The sequence below is a fragment of the Psychrobacillus soli genome (assembly GCF_006861775.1).
GTDB lineage: Bacteria > Bacillota > Bacilli > Bacillales_A > Planococcaceae > Psychrobacillus > Psychrobacillus soli.
Genome location: NZ_VDGG01000035.1, coordinates 1 through 20,905, shown reverse-complemented (window position 1 = coordinate 20,905; position 20,905 = coordinate 1). Strand labels below are relative to the sequence as shown.

Below are 20,905 nucleotides of genomic sequence, written 5' to 3'. Positions count from 1 at the left end.
TTTGATCGCAACGATTCAACAAGAAAATGATACGTACTCGGCACGTTATGAACGACATTTTCCACATTCAATAGAAGAAGTTTGGTCTATGCTAACAGACAACGAAAAGTTACAACAATGGTTTACAGAACTTCGAATTGTTGACTTACGCAAAGGTGGTCTAATCAAGTTCGATATGCAAGATGGGACATTCATTGATATGCAAATTTTAGATTATGAACCTTTGAAGGTTTTAGCTTTTGAATGGGATAAAGATATTGCCCGATTTGAATTATCCCCTCTTGCTGAAGGCTGTCAATTAACATTCATCGAAACAATTACATCTATCACGGAGCATACAGCAAGAGACCTAGCAGGTTGGCATGTTTGCTTGGATGTAATTGAAGCAATATTGGACGATAGACCAATAGCTAGAAACGATGAATGGGAAGTTTGGTATGTAAAATACAAAGAACTTTTAGAAAAACTTGTAAAATAACTTTTTAGTTAAGCACCTTTCACATAGAGAGGTGCTTTCATCATTCATACCGGTATATCATAAACCGTTCATTCGTATTTTGTTTATATAACTCAGGTATCCTTACTTCCTTCAGCAACTCAAACGCAGTATTCACTTCCATGAATTGAATGTACTCCATCGTCGGATAATAAAGTATAACGTCGACTGAACGCGGATATTGTTCTACAGATAAGAGAATATTATCAATAACCTTTTGAAAAATTTGAATGGAAAAAGGATTAAAGAAATAAAATCGATTTTCATTCGGTTCGATATCATACCCTTCGGCAAAAATTTGCTCAAAACGAATAGATGCCCTTGAATGCTTCGCTCGCTCCATATATTTAGTTAAGTTTTCAACCGCCTCCTGATATAGTTGTCCATTCATCTCTACCCCTGTTGCAGCTACATGAAGATGGTGATGAACGTAAAATGGGAAGCGACCTTTACCGCAACCGAAATCTACAAACTTATCAGAAGTTGTACATACATACTCATCAAAAAGAGCCTCAAGTGCCATATAAGGGGTCGCTTCATAGCGATTGTAATGTGCGGATTGGTGTTGCCACTCCCGAATTCCTTCTGTTTTTATACGTAATAAACGATCATGATCTTGTTCTCTCATGGTTATCCCTCCTATTTTAAGAATGTAGAAATAGTGCTTAACAGTCATTGGTGGCTCACTTCAAGTAAACTTGTTATTTTAAGAATTAGTTGCTTTCATCTGTCAATTAGTTGCTCTCGTGCTGATTTGGTTGCTCTTCGAAAAGAATTGATTGCTTTCAATGACAGTTTGGTTGCCCTAAGCCATTTACTGGGTTCAGGCAATTGAAAAACTAGATAAGATTTTGTTTTTAGCGAGTCGATACTGAATAAGTCAGCAATTTCCCTTGATTTTCGCTGCAGGCGGCGGGGATGGCTCATCACTCGCCAAATACATGTCGCTGCACCGACTTATCTGTCCGGCCTATTTGGTTCTCTACAGGTATAAGTGGATGCACTGTAAACGGTTCTCCCCTCAAAACAGCTGTCGATATAAAAGAAGGGTTCTCTATACTTAACACTTGTTTACCATTAATAGTTTTCTTTAATATCTCTAACTTAGCAATCCCACCAATATTCGTATTCTCTGTTTTTTGCGCAGAAAAAAAGTTACCAAGCGAATAAAACACATGCGTTTGGTGACCACTACTTGTCGTGAGCATTTCATATGGCTGAATGACATGCGGGTGATGTCCGAAAATAATATTTGCTCCCGCATCAGCAATCGCATTTGCAAGATTTTTTTGTTCTCCATTAGGTTCCAACTCATACTCCGTCCCCCAATGCATACTTACTACAATAAAATCTACTTTTTGCTTTAAAGCGCCAATATCCTTTGTGATTCGCTCTACATCGATACGGTTAACCAAATAATCCTTTCCACTGGGCGTTTCATGACCATTTGTCCCGTAAGTATAACTTAGAAACCCAAAGCTAATAGTATCTACTTGCAAAATACGATCGGTTTGTAAATCTTCCAATGATTCATATGCGCCAATATAAGGCATATCAACATTTTTCATATGATTGATCGCCGCTAGTACCCCAGCCTCCTCTTGATCGAGTGTATGATTATTAGCCATCGATATCATATCAACGCCAACTTTCTTTAAGTCATCGATAATATGCGTAGGGCTAGCAAAATCAGGGTAGCCGGATAATCCAAATTCAACACCAGCCGGAATAGATTCTTGATTGGCTAGTAGTATATCCAATGATTCTAGCTCTTCCTTAATAGGCTCAAATGAGGGTAGAAAACTTTTATAATGATACAGAGGAAAATGCAACAAAATATCTCCAATCATACCGATTTTTATCGTTTCTTCGCGATAATCAATATGAAATGTCGAATATTGTTTCCCGTGGAACTTTTCTTGGAAAGGTTCTTTTATTTGCAGATTAAAATAAAGTAAGACCGAAATTAGTATAACTAGTAGTGAAATGAACACTTTCATAGAAGCACCTCCCTCTTAATCATCTACTTTTAAAAATTTATTATGCTATCTTTATATTTTCTTTCCTTATTGTATCTGTTATTTTTCTAATCCGCTATTGACCTATTATTGATTAGGCATATAATAAAAGTGAGTAATCACTCATTAAATGAATAGGAGGTTTTATAATTGACTTCGACTATTGTATTAGAACAAGTAAGTAAAAGTTTTGGGAAAAAGACGGTTTTAAATAACATTAATATTAACGTAGACGCTGGACAAATTTTTGGCTTAATCGGTCCCTCTGGTTCAGGTAAAACAACATTAGTGAAAATTATTGTAGGAATGGACCATCCTTCTGCTGGTCAAGTACAAGTGCTCCATACGCAAGTTCCAAATTTGGGTTTGTTACAAAGTATCGGTTACATGGCACAAGCGGATGCATTATACAACGATTTGACTGGTAAAGAAAATCTTGCATTTTTTGCTTCCCTTTATAAATTGAACAAAGAATCACAAAAAAAGCGCATTGCTTATGCTGCCGATTTGGTTGAACTGACCCCTCACCTAACTAAAAAAGTTCAAAACTATTCAGGTGGTATGAAGCGCAGACTATCACTAGCTATTGCATTAATACACGACCCTCCAATATTAATACTTGACGAGCCAACTGTTGGAATAGATCCCGAGCTCAGAAAGTCTATTTGGGAGGAAATAAATCGATTAAAAAACAATGGAAAAACAATATTAATAACAACACACGTAATGGATGAAGCGGAGAAATGTGATCAGCTTGCGATGGTAAGAGATGGGGAAATAATATCCAACGGTTCTCCCAAAGATTTGAAAAACCATTACAATATTAATAGTTTAGAGGAAGTATTTTTAAAAGCAGGAGGTAAAAAACATGAGAACAATCGCATTAGTTAAGCGTGTTTGTATCCAAATGGTACGGGATAAACGAACCCTCGCTTTAATGATGGTCGCACCTCTAGTTATTTTAACATTGCTGCATTTTTTACTTTCCTCTGACACAACTACTCCAAAACTAGGCGTAAATGGTGTGGAAGAAAGTCTAATAAATGAGCTAAAAGAAAAAGAAATAGAAATCATCCAATATGATCAACTAAAAAATCCAGACCAACTTATAAAAGATGAGAACTTAGATGCTATACTTCAACTAGAAGGAGACCAAATAGATTTAACTATAACAAATGACGACCCTTCTAAAGCAAAAGTGTTACAAACTAAAGTACTGCAAGCTATTTCCACCGTAAATGCAAGCGAACAAGCAACTAATTTAGCCAATTTAGTTGAAGATATCGGACGTCAACTTCCAAATACACCAATCTATTTACCTCAAGCAAAAGTGCCAGAATTTAATACTTCTTATATTTACGGAAGTAGTGACACAACCTTCTTTGATCAGTTAAGTCCTATTTTAGTCGGTTTCTTTGTATTCTTTTTCGTCTTCCTCATTTCCGGTATTGGATTATTGCGAGAACGAACTACGGGAACACTTGACCGCTTGATGGCAACACCTATCCAAAGAAGAGATATAGTATTTGGTTATTTAATAGGATACGGTTTCTTTGCAATCATTCAAACAATAATCGTTGTTTTTTATGCTACGAAAATATTAGATATTATGCTCGTTGGCTCCCTTTGGAACGTTATTTTGATTAATTTATCACTAGCGCTTGTTGCATTATTACTTGGTATTTTATTGTCTGCTTTTGCGAATTCTGAATTTCAAATGATGCAGTTTATACCGATTGCAATTATTCCCCAAGTATTTTTCGCAGGAATTTTGCCGTTTGAAGGAATGCCGGAATGGATGCAACTTGTTGCGAAATGTATGCCGATGTACTATGGTGGAAATGCGTTAGTTGACGTAATGTATAAAGGTTTAGGCCTAAGTGATATTAAAAATGAACTATTTGTGCTATTAGGTTTTGCCCTTGTATTCATTGTATTAAATATACTTGCTTTAAAGAAATATCGAAAAATTTGAAAGGAGTAACTAATGTCAGAAGATGAAGTATTGTTACAACAATTATTTGAAGATGACAAATTAACAGAGAAACAAAAAAAGATTATCCTCGCTGCTATAGAGTCATTTTCCGAAAAAGGATATGCTGCAACATCTACTAGTGAAATTGCGAAAAAAGCGGGTGTAGCGGAAGGTACTATTTTTAGACACTATAAAACGAAAAAAGAGTTGCTTGTTTCAATTGTCGCTCCCCTTATGGCGAAGCTAATCGGTCCATTCATTGTAAATGACTTTCATAAAGTATTAGACCACCCGTATGAACATGTAGAAGACTTTTTGAGAGCAGCAATCCAAAATCGAAGCGACATCATAAAAAAAATGCTTCCAGTTATTAAAATTATGATGCAAGAAATCCCGTTCCAACCCGAGTTAAGAGAACAATTTTTAGAGCAAGTTGCCCGAAAAACATTCGATCGTATTTTACTCGTTATTAAAGAGTATCAAGATAAAGGGCAACTAATCGAAATGCCGACTCTAAGTGCTGCAAGACTTGCCATTTCAAGCATATTCGGCTATTTAATATCTCGTTATATTTTCTTTCCTGATAGTGAATGGGATGATGAACTTGAAATAGAGCGAACTGTTCAATTCATCATGCATGGATTAAGCCAAAGATGACGTAGAAGGGAGCGATTAACTCCCTTCCTCCCCACGAATTTTTCCTCTCTAACTACCTAAACGAATAATTTCCTTTTTCTAAAAGTTAATAGTAAAAAGATTTAATATAATTTCTATAATAAAATAGCCCTATCCAGTTCTCTAGAATTTCATAGATTATTCTATAGACGGTTTCTATGCCGTTAAATATCTAGGAAAGGAGAACTAAAATGTTTTTGAAAAAGATTAGATGGTACCACCGATTACACAGCAAATTTCAGCCAAAACAGGTAAGAAAAAAAGGTTATTTAAGTAGTACTGATGACAACAAGCATAATAGCAAGGTAGGCATTGTACTTCCCGTGTATAACCAAAAAAGAGATTATTTAATAGAATGTATACAGTCAATCGAAAAACAAACCTATCGAAATTTCAAGTTAGTTATTGTAATTGATGGTGCAAATGAGGAGACCTTAAAAGCAACCTACGAAGCTTCGGAAGTTCTCACATGTTCATACTCCATCATTCACCGTACTAATAATAAAGGAATTGCCTATTCTCTAAATGAGGGTTATGAGTACCTACTAGACTGCCCCTATTTAACCTGGATTTCTGGCGATAATAGACTAAAACCTAACTTTCTTGAAAGATTAGTAAATACAATGAACAGCGTCTCTTCAAACACGGTACTAGTTTACTCCATGTATCAATCGATAGATGAGCAAGGACGATCGGATTCTTTTGGACAAGCTTGGTATACATCACTGTTTAACATGATGAATCGTCCAAAAGAGGAAATTATGTTTACTTGTTTCATTGGAGCATCGTTCCTTTTTAGAAGAGAAGCATATGAAAAGGCAGACGGCTATGACCCAAATTATGGACTAGTTTCTGATTATGAATTTTGGATAAGGTTGATGCAGCTCGGTGAATTCCAATTCATACATGAAATATTGTTGGAGTATCGCTTAAATGGCAAGTACTCTCTAACTACCATTACACCTTCAGAAGAGTTATTTACGAAAAGAATGAGTGCCAGTGTGAATCATAGACAAAGGAACGGGGATATACCAAAAGTTACAGTTATCATTACAGCACATAACGACGAAAACTATATTAATAACTGTATTCAGAGTATTTTAGATCAAACCTATTCCAATTTTCATATGGTCGTACTAGACGTGGGCTCAACCGATAGTACATTAGAAAAAATTTATTCGGTGCATGATTCAAGAATGATTCCCATTCATCTAGACAAAAGACATAAAGCTGAAGCACTAAATATTGGCTTAAGTTATGTATTAGGTGAATACGTACTTGAACTAAACGGAGATGATTGGATTGATCCTAACACTTTAGAGATTATGTTAAATAAGATGGACACTTTACCTTCCAAAGTAGGCATGGCTTTTGCAAATCGACAAATTTGGGTAGAAGAGAATGGCCAATTAATAAAAGGAGCTGTATATAAAGGTATTCCAAGTTCAAATAAGTATGATGTATTACAGAACTTCAAAACTCATTGTCCACGTATGTATAGGCTGTCGACCCTAAAAAAATTAAAAGGTTGGATGTCATCGTTACACGGCGAACCACTTTTGGCAGATGACTTTACGATGTTTTTAAGAATGGTAGAACGGTTCGACACTCACTGGATCGATCAGACACTTTACCATCAACGTCAGCACAGCAAAAACTTAACCATCTTAGAAAAGGAAATGTTAAACCGACAGACTCGAATGGTTGTAAATGAAACACTGAAACGTTGGGGAGATGAATACGTACCGCATTTCGAGGAAGTTGACGGGAATATTACAAAACTACTCTTAATACGACGGTAAAATAAAGCTAAAGGACGAATGTTGAAAGGGAGGTGTAACTATATGGAGATAATTGTCTTTGAAACTCGGCTAGAGGGAATTATATTCACTCCACTAATACAGGTCATATCAAAAACAGAAGAACTAGATTGTCTTTTTGTAATTACCAAACAACATTACGAAATGTTAGACCAGGTTTTACTATTTTTTTCTATTTCCCCAACATATAAGCTAATTCGACAAATACAAAGAAAAACACCTTTCATTGAAAAAACAGGCTAGAATACCTAAATCATCAATGTAGAGGTGTTTTTTAATTTTTATTTATTTCGCATATATACATAGAAAAACCCAACCGCACTTAATAACCTTAATGAGGAACTAATATACATCGCCACATCCATACCAAATAGATCTAAAAACCAAATACCTACTTGTGGAGCGACAAATGCAACAAATGCCAATAACACATTGTATGTCGTAATACAATACGTACGAGATTGCGCTGGAGATTTTTCTAACAATAAATTAAACAAAATTAACACGGTGCCTGCTAAAAAGAAGCCTGAAGTCGTTTGAATAAGTGTTAAATAATACAAGTTTGTAGATAGCACTACTAAAAAAGGCGTTGTTGCCATACCAACTGCAGCCAATATAAACACGCCTAAATTTGAATATTTTTCTGCCCATTTTTTCCAAAGTGGAAATGTTAAAAATTGCATAAGCATACTACCAACCGAAAACATACTTATCCAAAAAATCGTTGCTCCTGCTACTCTAACATTGTAAATATTGAACAATCCCCAGGCCATTTGCCAAGCAAAGTTAAAAAAGAGAGCAGCAGCTAAAAACCAAACATAATTGGAATGTTTAAAAATACTCCAATCCATTGATTTCTTTTTCGGTAAGCCATTTTCTACTTTCACAACATCTTCTTCATGTTTTAATAAGAAAAATACCTCTAACAAACCAAAGACGAAAGCAATCGCAAACAGAATTTGATATGCAACTATACTTTCAGAAGCATCTCTCATTAAAATTCCAACAAGTAACGTTGATACTAACCCAACCATTGTCAGTAAACGATTGCGGTCACTGAAAAACTGTCCTCTTCTCGATTCCTTAATCATTCCACTAATTAGAGTTTGCCACCCTACATTTGCTACCGTATTCGGTACACTGATGAAGGCAATAATGGCTAAAAATATCCACGCATGAAAAGAAGGAGAAGGTAAATAAACAACAAGTACGATAAGCAAAAACATCAACCTAGCTAGAAGCACGGACATAGCTACTAGCTTCTTTTGGGCATTGGCTCGATTTAACAACACTGCTGCTGGTATCGTCATTAACAACGCGATTAGTGGAGGCAATGAACTAATTAGCCCCACTTGATAATTAGTAGCTCCTAATATTGTAATTGCAAATATCGGAAAAAAATTATTGGAAAAGTTAAGTGCTATAGTCGAAGCCATTCCATGATAAATACTAATCTTTTCATTGTACGTTTTCATAAATTCCGTCCATTCCGAAAAATAATATAGGATATGCTAGAATTATATACTCACATGAAAAGAAAACAAGTACTTCGAGACACAAAATTTATCCTGTTTGAGTGAATCTTTTTTTCGCGTAAACATACGTCACAGCAAGGGCCGAAACTAGTACTGCACCTTTAATAATATCAAATGCATAATACGGCAAATTCAAGATCGTTAAGCCATTTAACAAAATACCGATCACAGCTGCTCCAAAAAACGTTCCAATCGCATTTGGCTTCCCCGCCCCAAGAACAGAATACCCTACAAAAACAGCCGCTACCGCTTCCATTAACATAGGTGCACCAGCGTCAATTTGTCCCGAACCAACACGTGCAGTAAACAATATGCCGGCCATAGAAGCAAATATACCAGAGATTACATATGCAGCAAATTTCACTTTACGAATATTCACTCCCGACAACGTTGCAGCTTCTGCATTTCCACCAGTCATATATAAAACTCGTCCCCACCGAGTATGATGGAGTACTACATAAGCGATTAATACCATTCCTAGCATGATCCATACAGGGACCGGCAAACCAAGCATTCTTCCTTGTCCAATCCAAAGAAATGCCTCCGATAACTGCCCCGGAGCAGTGCCTCCAGCAGTAAGTGGCATATTGTTGTAAATAGAATAACCTTCCGTATATGTACGATGAAAGCCTGCAACGATATACATCATACTTAATGTCGCAAGCAAATCTGGAATCCCTAATACTACAATTAAAAAACTATTAAGGACACCCACTAATACCCCTACTAAAATCGGTAAAATAATAACGAGCCAAAGTGGCATTTCATACCACACCATTAAAGAAGCAGTAACGACCGTTGACAACGACATCGTCGATCCAACCGACAGGTCAAACCCACCTACTACTAATGTAAAGGTAACTCCTAACGCGAGTAACGTAACAATAGATATAGAACGCAAAATATCCGTAAAGTTAGCATATGTTAAAAATGCTTCACTAATGGAACTAAAATATAAAATAATGATAATTAATAAGGCAATAGCACCGTATTTAAATAGAAATTGAATCCCATTTTCTTTTAATTTATTCTTCTTTCCCACCGCTTGCATATAACAAAATCCTTTCCTGGGTCGCATCTCCCCGTGAAAACTCCTTCACGATTTGACCGTTATACATGACTAAAATACGATCGGAAATACCGATTGCTTCTTGAATTTCGCTCGAAAAATAGAGACAGCCCTTTCCACTCTCCGCTAGTTCACGAATAAGCCCAAAAATATCTGCTTTTGCCCCAATATCTACACCTTTTGTCGGTTCATCGAACAAATATAAAATGGAATCACGCGAAGTCCATTTACCGATTACTACTTTCTGTTGGTTACCTCCACTTAAATGAATGAGAGGTGTTTCCGTGTTATCTGTTTTAATTTGTAATCGTTTAATAATATCCTTCGCAAAACTTTTTTCAGCGCTTTTATTCATAAATAATAGATTAGAAAACTTTCGTAAGTTCGGAAAAGAAGCATTCGTTTGCAATGATTCGTGTACGAATAACCCTTCTTTTCTACGTTCTTCTGGTATAAGAGCCATCCCTGCACTAATAGCGTCTTTCGGATGTGCCGCTCTTACTTCCTTTCCTGAAAGCTTCACACTTCCACTTGTTAGTAATTCTAAGCCAAATAATGCTTTAGCTAACTCCGTTTTTCCCGCCCCTACTAGACCAACAATACCGACAATCTCTCCTTCTGAAACGGTAAATGAAAGATTGTTTAACTTATGACCGTCAGACAGTTCTTTTACATCCAGTAACGTTTCGCCTAAAGGGTAATTACTAGTATGTTGTTCTTGATGAAGCGAAGTACCAAGCATCGCTTCAATAATATCCTCTGCAGTTGCATCCACGGTTTGAAAAACGTCTACTAGCGTCCCATCACGCATGACCGTAATTCTGTCGCTAATTTCAAACACTTCGGGAAGTCGATGCGAAATAAATATACAACCAACTCCTTGTGCTTTCAGTTGATGAATGACAGAAAATAGTTTAGCTGATTCATGAAGTGATAAAGGAGCTGTTGGTTCATCAAAAATAATTATTTTAGCCGAACTAACAAGTGCCCTTGCAATTAATACTAATTGTTTTTCCGCTAATGTAAGCTTATGGGCAGGTTGTTGTACGGAAATATTCTCCGCTTGCAACTGTTTTAGTGCGTTGCTCGCCTCTTTGTATAACTTCGAAGTGGAAATAAATAAATTATTATGAGTCGCAATCGTATCAAGCATTATATTTTCAGCAACCGATAATTCGGGTACAATCGCTGTGTCTACTTCCTGGTAAACGCAGTAAATTCCCTGTTCTTTTGCCACTTTTGGGGAACGTAGGTGAACAATCTTACCATCTAGCAAGATTTCCCCTTCGTCTTGCTCGTACACACCTGATAATATTTTCATCAGCGTACTTTTGCCTGCACCATTCACACCTAGCAATGCATGTACTTCCCCTTTTTCTAGGTGAAATTTAGCATCCTCTAGTGCTTTCACATTTCCAAATGACTTGCGTATCGAATTCATCGAAAGAAAAGGATTTGCCACAAACATGCTCCTTTCTTAAAAAGAAGCTGCCCTTCATTAGGACAGCTGCTAATAGTTGAGTTTATTGGTTTTCCAACTCTTTTAATGCATCTGTATACCCTTGTTCACTTGCTCCCCAGCCTTCGATAAACTCGTGTAAACCATTTGTCGTCACTGTTTCTTCTGGAAGTTTAGATGCATCGACAAACACTGGATCTAGTACAACGTTAGCTTCTGGATATTCTCCATTAATCTTTTGGTATAAGTAACGCACTTGAATGCGGCCAATATCCATTGGATCCACTGCAGCTGAAGCAACCCAAGGACTATTTTCTTTTTGAATCATTTGTAAATCTTCATCGCTCATGTCTATACTGTACACTTTAATATCTGTTCTACCTGCCTGTTCAATAGCACGAACGGCACCTTTTGCAAACTCATCCCAAGCTGCCCAAACAGCAGTAATATCCCCTTCGTTCGGGTACTGTTTTAGTATAGCTTCCATTTGTGCTTGTGTATCTAAAGCTGTATTTTGTGTTGCTGCTCCGAATGTTGCAATTTCTTTAATTCCTGGATTTTCAGATAAAAACTGCTCGTAAGCCACTTGTCTTCTTTCCATTGGTGCAAAACCAGCTACCCAAATTTTCACGATATTGGCTTCACCATTTGCATCTTCCAATAACTTCTGCAATGTCATTTCCGCCATTTTCTGATCGCCTTGCTCTAAAACAGTAATTCCTTCTACATCCACACCTGCGTCAAATGCTACTACTGGAATTCCTTTGTCGACAGCATTTTGAACACCTTGGTTTAATGCTTCTTTTGTACCGTGATCTATTAAAATTCCGTCCATTCCTTGGTTAACTGCTGCATCTAAATTCGATGCCATTTTCGCTAAGTCACCTTCAGAGTTAAATACGGTAACAGTTCCTCCAAAGTTCTCCACTTGTTCCTTTACACCTTCAATATATTGTGCAGAAAAAGTACCAAGGTTTTGTTGTAAAATAAGTGCAATTTTCTTCCCAGCTAATGGATTTTCTGATGCTTTCTCCGAACTAGGCTTAGATGTTTCTTCTTTTGCATTGCTTTTCGGCTGACATCCCGTTAAAAAAAAAACGCCAATTATTAGTAGTACTGATATAAACGTGACTATTTTTGTTTTCATGATTCTTCTCCTTTAGTTGTACCAAGTAATGCAACAATGTTTTTGTCGTATTCCGGATAAATAATACCTTTTTCTGTAATGATTGCTGTTATTAAATGGGCTGGTGTCACATCGAAAGCGGGATTATACACCTTTGTATTGTCTGGTGCTACTTGTTTACCAGCAATATGCGTAATTTCTTCCGATGGACGTTCTTCTATTTGTATCGTTTTACCATTTCCGATGGATAGATCAAATGTCGAAGAAGGTGCTGCCACATAAAATGGAATTTGATATGCTGCTGCCAATAAAGCTAAGTTAAGTGTGCCGATTTTATTGGCCGTATCGCCGTTTGCAGCAATTCGGTCTGCCCCAACAATAATTGCTTCAATTTCCTTTGCCCCTATCGTATGTGCAGCCATGCTATCCGTAATAAGGGTGACATCAACTCCTGATTGTTGAAGCTCCCATACTGTTAGTCGTGCGCCTTGAAATACAGGTCTCGTTTCACAAGCAAATACTTGGAACTGCTTCCCTTTTTCACTACCTAAATGGAAAGGTGCTAATGCTGTTCCATATTTTGCAGTTGCAATTGTACCTGCATTACAAATCGTCATGACTTTTGTATGACCTTCAAGTAGCGATAAGGCATATTCACCAATAGCACGGCAAGACGCCTCATCTTCCTCGTATATGCTATCCGCTTCTTCTAACAACTGTTTCTTCGCTTCTTGCACAGTTTCTGCATGCTGTACTGCGCCACGTAAACGTTCCAAAGCCCACACTAAATTAACGGCTGTTGGTCTAGATTCAGCTAAGTACAACGCATCTTTACTTAATAATTGATGGAATGCCTCTAAAGAATTTGTTTCGTAATACTGTGCCGTTGCCGCTAATCCATAGGAAGCAGTAATACCTATTGCCGGAGCTCCTCGTACTTTTAACGTGATGATGGCATCATACACATCTTCAAGTGTTTCAAGCGTTATATATTCCACTTCAAGCGGTAGTTTCTGCTGGTTCAATATTTCGAGCCGATTATTGTTCCATTTGATTGATAAAGGAATACTCATTTTTGCAACTCCTCTAGTAACTCGATTACTGATTGGATAGAACTAATTTCTTTACGATTTAAGATGAATAATTCCCCTATTTGCAAAGCTTGTTTCTTCGCCAAAATTCTTTGTTCTTCGTCTACAATTCGATCCAAATCTTTCACATGTGCTAAACCAATTGTACGTCGGATTAATTCACAACCAGCAAAACCAATTGCATCTTGGAAAATTTTATCCAATACATATGTTTCAAATCCTTTGGTATCTTTATAAGATTCAACAGCTTCTTTTTTCCAAAGTTCCGAAAACTTAGATGAAAATACTTCCCAAGTCTTTTCAATATGCTCAAAGATTACAACCCGGCTCTCTCCTTCTCTTGTAATCGTTTGAAAGATCAAGTTAGCTAGAAATAGTCCAACATCAAAGCCAATTGGTCCATAAAAGGCAAATTCCGGATCAATTACTTTCGTTTCCATTTCACTCGCAAAAATACTACCTGTGTGTAAATCTCCGTGGAGTAATGCTTCCGCTTCGGTTAAAAAGCTTTTCTTTAATTTCGCAACTTCCAATTTTAAAAGCTCATTACTCCAAATGGCTTCTACATCTACTCGCAACGAAGATTCAAAATCATTTGTTTCATAATCAAAAAATGGATCTGTAAAAATTAAGTCCTCCGTAATTTTACATAGTTCAGGATTGGAAAACTCCGAAACTAGTTTCTTTTTTTCAAAAGGATGTAACGCAAAATCGGACGTATGGAATAAGGTTTGTGCAAGATATTCGCCAATATCCGTCGATAACTTTGGATAGGATTCAAGGCAGATCAATCCTTCTCTTGCAATGGTCAAACGTGATAAGTCTTCCATCACTGTAATTGCTAACTCTTCATCAATTGCGTAAACTTCTGGTACTAGTCCTGCTGCAAATTCCCCGTGTTTTTTTAGTGCACTCGCTTCAATCTTCGCACGCTTTAATGTTAGTGGCCAACTTTCACCAACTACTTTTGCATACGGCAATGCTTGTTTTATAATAATTCCCTTTCCATTTTTAGGATCGCGAATGCGAAAAACATAATTTAAATTACCATCACCAATTTCACTACACTCTAATTCCAATTCATCTGAAAATAGACCGAGTTTTTTGGCGTATACTATTGCCTGCTCTTCTGTTAAAGATTCATATTGTCTCTTCGTTGCAATTGTCATTTTTCTCTACCTTCCTTTACAAAATAAAAACCTCTTTCAAAAGAAAGAGGCGTAGAATAAGAGATTTCACGCCTCTTATCTTTCAGAAAGTTTCCTTTCTGATGGAATTAGCACCGTGCCTTAAGAGATTGTTATCTCGGCGCAAAAGCGCCCCGTCTCACAACGGTATTACGGTCGGTTGCTGGGCTTCATCGGGCCATTACCCTCTGCCTGCTCTTGATAAGAGTGCTATTATTTTTAACGTAATGTTATTTGATTAGAATCCTAGCATATTTGAAAAAGAAATGTCAATAACCTTTTTCAATTTTATAAAGAGTCTAAATACTATATTGACAATTATCTAATTACATGAAATAATCATTATTACTTTGACAATTAACTGAAATCTTAATTTAATAATTTTTCTTATTTAGAGCAGGTGGAGGGACGAGCCCTATGATACCCGGCAACCGGTCCAACTAATGGATACGGTGCTAATTCTTGCAGTCCATTGACTGAGAAATAAGAAGTCGTTAAACGTTTAACCTCTTCTTATTTGAAGAGGTTTTTTTATCTTATTTTCATTTTTAAAGGGGATTAAAAACATGAGTGGAGTAACTTCTGTTTATCAATTGTACGGGAATCCAGGGTCATTCGAAAAAAAAGCAGAAGGCATTGCTTTAGGTTTAACGATTGGTTCATGGACGGATTTACCATTACTTGAACAACAACAATTAAAACAGCATAAAGGGAATGTTGTATCGATTACGGAGTTTGAAAACATACAACACCCATCTAAACCAGAACAAATTAGAGCAGAGATAAAAATAGAGTATCCTAGTGTCAACTTTTCAGCAGATCTGCCTGCCATATTAACAACCGTTTTTGGTAAATTATCATTAGACGGTGAAGTAAAGCTATTAGACTTAGAATTTTCTCCAGAGCTTTTAGCAAAGTTTCCTGGACCGAGATTTGGTATCGAGCATATAAGAAACTTGTTAAATCTACATAATCGACCACTCATCATGAGCATATTCAAAGGGGTCATAGGGCGGGATATCGATTATTTGGCAGAACAACTTCGACATCAGGCACTTGGAGGAGTCGATCTTGTAAAAGACGATGAAATTCTTTTTGACAATCCACTCACTCCTTTTGAAAAGCGAATTACAACTGCCAAGGAAGTATTGCGTCAAGCGTATGAAGAAACTGGACATCGTACGCTTTATGCAGTGAATTTATCTGGACGTACGTCACAATTACGCGAAAAAGCGAAAATAGCAAAAGAACTTGGTGCAGATGCTTTATTACTTAACGTTCATGCATACGGGCTAGACGTACTCCAAGAACTTGTAGAAGATGATGACATTCAATTACCATTTATGGCGCATCCAGCTTATAGTGGGGCATTCACTTCTTCTCCATTTTATGGGGTCTCAACATCCCTTTTGCTTGGCAAACTGACACGCTATGCTGGGGCAGATTTTTCACTATTCCCTTCCCCTTACGGAAGTGTTGCCCTTGAGAAAAAAGTAGCTCTTTCTCTAGGAGAGGAATTAACGAAAGCTAGTAGCGTAAAACGAACTTTCCCGGTGCCTTCTGCAGGTATACATCCAAGTTTAGTGCCTCTTTTAATGCAAGACTATGGAGTTGATAGCATTATTAATGCCGGGGGCGGGGTACATGGGCATCCTGCTGGTGCGATTGGTGGAGGACTTGCATTCAGACAAGCCGTGGAAGCTGAGCTTGCTGGGATCCCTCTTGCAGAAGCGGCAAAGCAACATAGCGAATTAAGAACAGCAATCGAATTATGGGGGTAATTACAATAAAAAAACTAGTTATCTTTTGCGATTTTGATGGCACTATTACGACGCAAGACAATATCATCTCGATTATGAAAAAGTTTGCACCTCCTGAATACTTGCCGATCAAAGAGAATATTCTAGGTCAAAAGCAATCAATCCGTGAAGGAGTAGCTCAGATGTTTGCACTACTTCCTACTTCATTGAAAGATCAAATTATTTCTTTTTTGCTAGAGCAAGCACAAATTCGTGCTGGTTTTGCTGAATTTGTTTCTTATACGAGAAAAAACAATATTCCACTTTATATCGTAAGTGGAGGAATCGATTTTTTTGTGAACCCGCTGCTAAAACCGTTCGGACCATTTTCCGATGTTTATTGCAATGAATCGGACTTTTCGGGATATTCGATACGTATTAATTTTCCATATGGATGTGATGAGCAATGTACAAACCAAGGCTGTGGTTGTTGCAAGCCATCCATTATTCGTGAACTTCAAGGCAGTGATGCGTTAAGCATTGTCATTGGAGATTCTATAACAGATTTAGAAGCTGCTAAATTAGCCGACATGGTCATTGCACGGGATTTCCTCATTGAAAAATGTGAAGAACTTCATATTCCATATGAACCGTTTGAAAGTTTCCATGATGTCATTAACATATTAGATGCAAAGTTAGGTGTAGAAGTATGACAACGCTCCAAAACAAATGGGAAGAGTTAGCCAACATAAAAGACGAACTAGCTGCACGAGACTGGTTCATGGGAACTAGCGGAAATTTAGCGATAAAAGTGAGCGATGAACCACTACAGTTTTTAGTGACTGCTAGTGGGAAAGATAAAAAGAAGCGGACGATGGAAGATTTTTTACCCGTAGACGTTAGTGGACATCCGGTTGAAAAGACCGATTTAAAACCATCTGCCGAAACATTACTGCACTGTGCCATATACGACAAAACCTCTGCTGGCTGTAGTCTCCATATTCATACAGTAGCGAATAATGTTATTTCGGAAATATACGGTGATGATGGAAAAATTGACTTTCAAGGTCAGGAACTTATTAAAGCTTTTGATTTATGGGAAGAGGATGCGTTACTTTCTATTCCTATCATACCTAATCATGCAGATATACCAAACCTGGCAGAAGAATTTCGTTCCCATATACATGCTGATAAAGGAGCTGTATTAATTCGAAATCATGGTATTACTGTTTGGGGTAAGGATGGTTTCGAAGCAAAGAAGCTACTAGAAGCTTGTGAGTTTTTATTTCAGTATCAATTGGCATTACTTCAGATAAAATCAAAATAAGAGAGGGAGATTGAGATGGCTATTATTAAAATTCAAGGAACAAATGAAACAATTGAAGCACAAAACGAGGTTGCAGCATTTTTAGAAAACCAAGAAGTTGTTTATGAACATTGGAATATTGAAAAGTTACCAGTACATCTTCGTGAAAAATTTGATCTTAGCGATTCTGAAAAAGAGGAAATACTGCAAGCTTTTCAAGTAGAAATTGATGATATTTCAAAACTTCGCGGCTACCAAGCATCCGATATAATTTCTTTATCCGATTCTAACCCTAACTTAGATGAGCTATTGAAAAACTTTGAACGCAAACATATTCATACGGACGATGAAGTTCGATATATCGTAAGTGGTCATGGGGTGTTTATCATCCAAGGAAAAGATGAGCGTTTCTTTGAAGTTCATTTAACTCCTGGAGACTTAATCTCGGTACCTGAGAATATTACACATTACTTCACGCTTGCAGAAGATCGCAAAGTAGTTGCAGTTCGAATCTTCGTAACAACAGAAGGCTGGGTACCCGTTTACCAAGATGAAGTTGCTCAAAGCTAAATCAAAAACTCCTAATTTGCCGTAAAAAGCAATTTAGGAGTTTTTTATCAATTATTAAGTAAATAGAGGGTACTTTTATTTACAAATTCATCGGAAAGAGTATAATGTGAAGGTGACGCACGTCTATATTATTTACTAATTGATTCTATTTTTAGCTAAATGGATTCTACTAGTTGTTCTTTATAAAAAATAAGCAAACTTCACTTTGTTTGAGAAGATGGGGTGGTAAAACCAATGATACAAGAACCAGAATTAACGCTTGTCGAACATTTAACAGAACTACGAAAAAGGCTTATCATTGTTGCAACGACATTTATCCTATCTCTTGCTTTAGGGTTTTGGATGGCTCCAAAGACATTAACCTTTATTAAGCAACAACCTACAGCGGCCCATGTTGAGTGGAACGTATTTGGTTATACAGACGGTCTAATGATCTATGTTAAATGTGCTCTAATTTTAGCTATTTTAATTACTTTGCCAATTGCAATGCATCAAATCTGGTTATTCGTAAAGCCAGGTCTACTAGAAAAAGAAGCAAAAGGGACGATTTATTTTATCCCTGTTTCATTCCTTTTATTTTTAGCAGGGATAAGTTTTAGTTATTTTATACTTTTCCCACTTATGTTGAATTTTATGTCGAGTATTAATGATTCTATCGGTGCATTAGAAACTTATGGAATGCAGCAATATTTCACATTTATGTTTAACTTAATCATTCCAGTAGGTATCGTTTTTGAATTGCCAGTGATTATTTTATTTTTAACAAAGTTGGGTATTATAACACCAGATCGTTTAAGAAAAATGAGAAAGCTTTCCTACTTTATACTGGTAGTAGTTGGGGTTTCTATCACACCACCGGACTTTATTTCTGATTTCATCATCGTTGTTCCATTACTATTACTTTTTGAAATAAGTATTCTCGTTTCTAGCTGGTCGTATAAAAAGCAACTTGCAAAACAAGCACTTGTGGAAGAAAACTTAGAAAACTAACCTATTATTGCGAGGAGGAACATCCCATGCCAAACATCGGCGTACCAGGGTTAATCATCATTTTAATCATAGCTTTAATCGTTTTTGGACCTTCGAAATTACCTCAATTAGGTAGAGCAGTTGGACAAACTTTAAAAGAATTTAAAAATTCTACAAAAGATATCGTGGACGATGTAACAGAAGAATTCAAGCTAGATGACAAAGAAACAGACGCTAAAAAGAAAAACTAATACAAAAAGCCAGCTACTCTTTCATGAATAGCTGGCTTTTACATTTTTTTATAAGTTTTTAAAGAATACTCGAATTACATCTGCCCCGCCTATGAATGTTCCGATAGATCCGACCAGATTCGTTAATACGACGACCAATAAAATTCGAGTTACTTTGTTTCGCCAAAACCCTTTTATCGTAAAAACATCTTCAGAGAGTGTTTCAAAATCACCGACATTCGGACGTCGGAAATAAGCTTGAACAATTCCGGAAACCCAGCCGGATGCTATTAGCGGATGTAACGTCGTAATCGGTGCTACGATAAATGCAGATAATATAGCAAGCGGATGACCAAGCGCAAGTGCGGCTCCAATAGCTGCAAAGCTACCTGTCCAGATGATCCAGCTTAACGCTTGATCGAAACCAGCAGTTGGATTTGCTATAAAAGTATACACAACAATCGCGACTAGTAGAGCTGGTATTGCCCACCCTAAAATTTTTGGCACAATTGATTTTGGAGGAATTGCAACTAATGCATCTAAATTATGCTCCTTATGAATCTCTTTCGTAATACCAGGAACATGTGCAGCGCCTAAAACAGCAACTATCTTTTTTCCTGGTGCATCTTTAATCTTCTGTGCAAGATATTGATCTCTTTCATCGATTAATGGAGTCTTTAGCTTAGGAAAAGATTCCGTAAATTCAGCAAGTACTGCATTTAGCGTATCTTGCGTTTTCATTTTTTCTAATTCTTCTTCTGAAATGGTGTCCTTACTAAAAATACTAAAGACTACTCCGTTAAGTAATTGGGCTTTTCCCATGAATCCAAGATTATGCCAAATACGAGAAAAGGTGATTTGAATATTCCGATCTGCAAGCACTAGCTCTGCACCCGTTTCTTTAGCAGATTCAATCCCTTGAATCATTTCTTGCCCTGGTTTTATCTCAAATTGCTTTGCTAAACGATTTTGAAAAGAGGAGATTGCTAGATTCATCAAAAGTAATGTGGCTTTCTTTTCTTTAATCACTTTAAAGATGTCTGTCTCTTTCCACTTGCTACCTTCCATCACCGATTGATATCGTTGGTCATCTAGTTCTATACAAACAGAATCTGGTCTTTCTGCTTCAATTACTTCTTTTACTTGTTCTGCACTTTGTCTAGATACATGCGCTGTTCCGATTAATATTATTTCTTTGCCGTCTAAATTTATACGAGTAATATTCTCTTCTCTCACAAGTTTCTTCCTTCGTTGAGCATATTTCTTTTGTATAAATACATCACAAAAGACTGTCTATTATTAATAATGAAGTAGATTGGGGTAAATTTCAATTATGTTTTATTAATTAGTATAGGAAATATGAATAATAACAAGTAGACACTATAGGGAAAGTGCGCCGTAGTGATTTGAATGAAGTGTCCGCTATGATTTTCGCTGCAGGGCGGACGCTTTCCGTGGGGTGAGTGATGAGCCTTCACCGCCGCTTGCGCGTACGTTGTGAAGTCTCATCTTACTCACTTGATCCCAATGGAGTCACCGCCTGCAGCGAAAATCAATATAAATTGCTTACTTAATCAGTATCAACTCGCTAAAAACAAAATCTTATACTGTTTTTCTACTGTGAGAATCCAATAAATGGT

At 36.9% G+C, this 20,905-nt stretch carries 20 protein-coding genes and 2 riboswitches; of the genes, 11 read left to right on the top strand and 9 right to left on the bottom strand.

Annotated elements, in window-relative coordinates:
* Position 1 precedes the first annotated feature (1 nt).
* Positions 2–478 (top strand): SRPBCC family protein, encoded by a 477-nt coding sequence (locus tag FG383_RS15080; protein ID WP_142608220.1) that lies wholly within the window; start codon positions 2–4, stop codon positions 476–478.
* A 40-nt stretch (positions 479–518) separates the two neighbouring features.
* On the opposite strand, the gene FG383_RS15075 is transcribed toward FG383_RS15080, so the two are convergent.
* Both FG383_RS15075 and FG383_RS15070 read right to left on the bottom strand, forming a co-directional pair.
* Positions 519–1,124 (bottom strand): class I SAM-dependent methyltransferase, encoded by a 606-nt coding sequence (locus FG383_RS15075; protein WP_142608219.1) that lies wholly within the window; start codon positions 1,122–1,124, stop codon positions 519–521.
* A 298-nt stretch (positions 1,125–1,422) separates the two neighbouring features.
* Positions 1,423–2,496, bottom strand: coding sequence for a CapA family protein (locus tag FG383_RS15070; protein WP_142608218.1), 1,074 nt, complete (start codon positions 2,494–2,496; stop codon positions 1,423–1,425).
* 168 nt (positions 2,497–2,664) lie between these two features.
* Between FG383_RS15070 and FG383_RS15065 the strand changes: the two genes are divergently transcribed.
* The 4 genes from FG383_RS15065 (at position 2,665) to FG383_RS15050 (ending at position 6,966) form a co-directional block, all read left to right on the top strand.
* Complete coding sequence (locus tag FG383_RS15065) at positions 2,665–3,405, top strand: ABC transporter ATP-binding protein (RefSeq protein ID WP_142608217.1); 741 nt, start codon at positions 2,665–2,667, stop codon at positions 3,403–3,405.
* Positions 3,383–4,489, top strand: coding sequence for an ABC transporter permease (locus FG383_RS15060; protein ID WP_142608216.1), 1,107 nt, complete (start codon positions 3,383–3,385; stop codon positions 4,487–4,489). The genes FG383_RS15065 and FG383_RS15060 overlap by 23 nt, the downstream gene beginning before the upstream one ends.
* A gap of 12 nt (positions 4,490–4,501) precedes the next feature.
* Complete coding sequence (locus FG383_RS15055) at positions 4,502–5,146, top strand: TetR/AcrR family transcriptional regulator (protein WP_142608215.1); 645 nt, start codon at positions 4,502–4,504, stop codon at positions 5,144–5,146.
* Between the two features lie 209 nt (positions 5,147–5,355).
* Positions 5,356–6,966 (top strand): glycosyltransferase family 2 protein, encoded by a 1,611-nt coding sequence (locus FG383_RS15050; protein WP_142608214.1) that lies wholly within the window; start codon positions 5,356–5,358, stop codon positions 6,964–6,966.
* Between the two features lie 299 nt (positions 6,967–7,265).
* Here FG383_RS15050 and FG383_RS15045 read toward each other — a convergent pair whose 3' ends face one another.
* The 6 genes from FG383_RS15045 to mtnK form a co-directional block, all read right to left on the bottom strand.
* On the bottom strand, positions 7,266–8,459 hold the full coding sequence (locus FG383_RS15045) for an MFS transporter (RefSeq protein WP_142608213.1): 1,194 nt from the start codon (positions 8,457–8,459) through the stop codon (positions 7,266–7,268).
* A gap of 88 nt (positions 8,460–8,547) precedes the next feature.
* A complete protein-coding gene (locus tag FG383_RS15040) occupies positions 8,548–9,570 on the bottom strand; it encodes an ABC transporter permease (protein ID WP_142608212.1) in 1,023 nt (340 codons plus the stop codon).
* The gene (locus FG383_RS15035) at positions 9,545–11,050 is read right to left on the bottom strand and encodes a sugar ABC transporter ATP-binding protein (protein ID WP_142608211.1); all 1,506 of its coding nucleotides are present in this window, start codon (positions 11,048–11,050) and stop codon (positions 9,545–9,547) included. Before FG383_RS15035 ends, FG383_RS15040 begins: the two co-directional genes overlap by 26 nt.
* Positions 11,051–11,111: 61 nt before the next feature.
* Positions 11,112–12,194 carry a sugar ABC transporter substrate-binding protein gene (locus tag FG383_RS15030; protein ID WP_142608210.1) on the bottom strand — a complete coding sequence of 361 codons (1,083 nt, stop codon included), beginning with the start codon at positions 12,192–12,194 and terminating at the stop codon, positions 11,112–11,114.
* Positions 12,191–13,246 (bottom strand): S-methyl-5-thioribose-1-phosphate isomerase, encoded by a 1,056-nt coding sequence (gene mtnA, locus FG383_RS15025; protein WP_142608209.1) that lies wholly within the window; start codon positions 13,244–13,246, stop codon positions 12,191–12,193. The genes FG383_RS15030 and mtnA overlap by 4 nt, the downstream gene beginning before the upstream one ends.
* Positions 13,243–14,433 (bottom strand): S-methyl-5-thioribose kinase, encoded by a 1,191-nt coding sequence (gene mtnK, locus FG383_RS15020; protein WP_142608208.1) that lies wholly within the window; start codon positions 14,431–14,433, stop codon positions 13,243–13,245. The genes mtnA and mtnK overlap by 4 nt, the downstream gene beginning before the upstream one ends.
* A gap of 72 nt (positions 14,434–14,505) precedes the next feature.
* Positions 14,506–14,659: riboswitch (SAM riboswitch) on the bottom strand.
* 176 nt (positions 14,660–14,835) lie between these two features.
* Positions 14,836–14,941, top strand: a riboswitch (SAM riboswitch).
* A gap of 76 nt (positions 14,942–15,017) precedes the next feature.
* Between mtnK and FG383_RS15015 the strand changes: the two genes are divergently transcribed.
* The 6 genes from FG383_RS15015 (at position 15,018) to tatA (ending at position 19,286) form a co-directional block, all read left to right on the top strand.
* A complete protein-coding gene (locus tag FG383_RS15015; RefSeq protein ID WP_142608207.1) occupies positions 15,018–16,232 on the top strand; it encodes a 2,3-diketo-5-methylthiopentyl-1-phosphate enolase in 1,215 nt (404 codons plus the stop codon).
* Positions 16,223–16,903, top strand: a complete 681-nt coding sequence (locus FG383_RS15010; protein ID WP_142608206.1) for a 2-hydroxy-3-keto-5-methylthiopentenyl-1-phosphate phosphatase — start codon at positions 16,223–16,225, stop codon at positions 16,901–16,903. Before FG383_RS15015 ends, FG383_RS15010 begins: the two co-directional genes overlap by 10 nt.
* A complete protein-coding gene (locus FG383_RS15005; RefSeq protein ID WP_142608205.1) occupies positions 16,900–17,517 on the top strand; it encodes a methylthioribulose 1-phosphate dehydratase in 618 nt (205 codons plus the stop codon). The genes FG383_RS15010 and FG383_RS15005 overlap by 4 nt, the downstream gene beginning before the upstream one ends.
* 15 nt (positions 17,518–17,532) lie before the next feature.
* The gene (locus FG383_RS15000) at positions 17,533–18,066 is read left to right on the top strand and encodes a 1,2-dihydroxy-3-keto-5-methylthiopentene dioxygenase (RefSeq protein ID WP_142608204.1); all 534 of its coding nucleotides are present in this window, start codon (positions 17,533–17,535) and stop codon (positions 18,064–18,066) included.
* A gap of 234 nt (positions 18,067–18,300) precedes the next feature.
* Positions 18,301–19,056 carry a twin-arginine translocase subunit TatC gene (gene tatC / locus FG383_RS14995; RefSeq protein ID WP_142608203.1) on the top strand — a complete coding sequence of 252 codons (756 nt, stop codon included), beginning with the start codon at positions 18,301–18,303 and terminating at the stop codon, positions 19,054–19,056.
* A 26-nt stretch (positions 19,057–19,082) separates the two neighbouring features.
* Entirely contained in the window at positions 19,083–19,286 is a 204-nt protein-coding gene (gene tatA, locus FG383_RS14990) for a twin-arginine translocase TatA/TatE family subunit (RefSeq protein WP_142608202.1), read from the top strand.
* A gap of 48 nt (positions 19,287–19,334) precedes the next feature.
* On the opposite strand, the gene FG383_RS14985 is transcribed toward tatA, so the two are convergent.
* A complete protein-coding gene (locus tag FG383_RS14985; RefSeq protein ID WP_142608201.1) occupies positions 19,335–20,501 on the bottom strand; it encodes a TraB/GumN family protein in 1,167 nt (388 codons plus the stop codon).
* Positions 20,502–20,905: the final 404 nt, after the last annotated feature.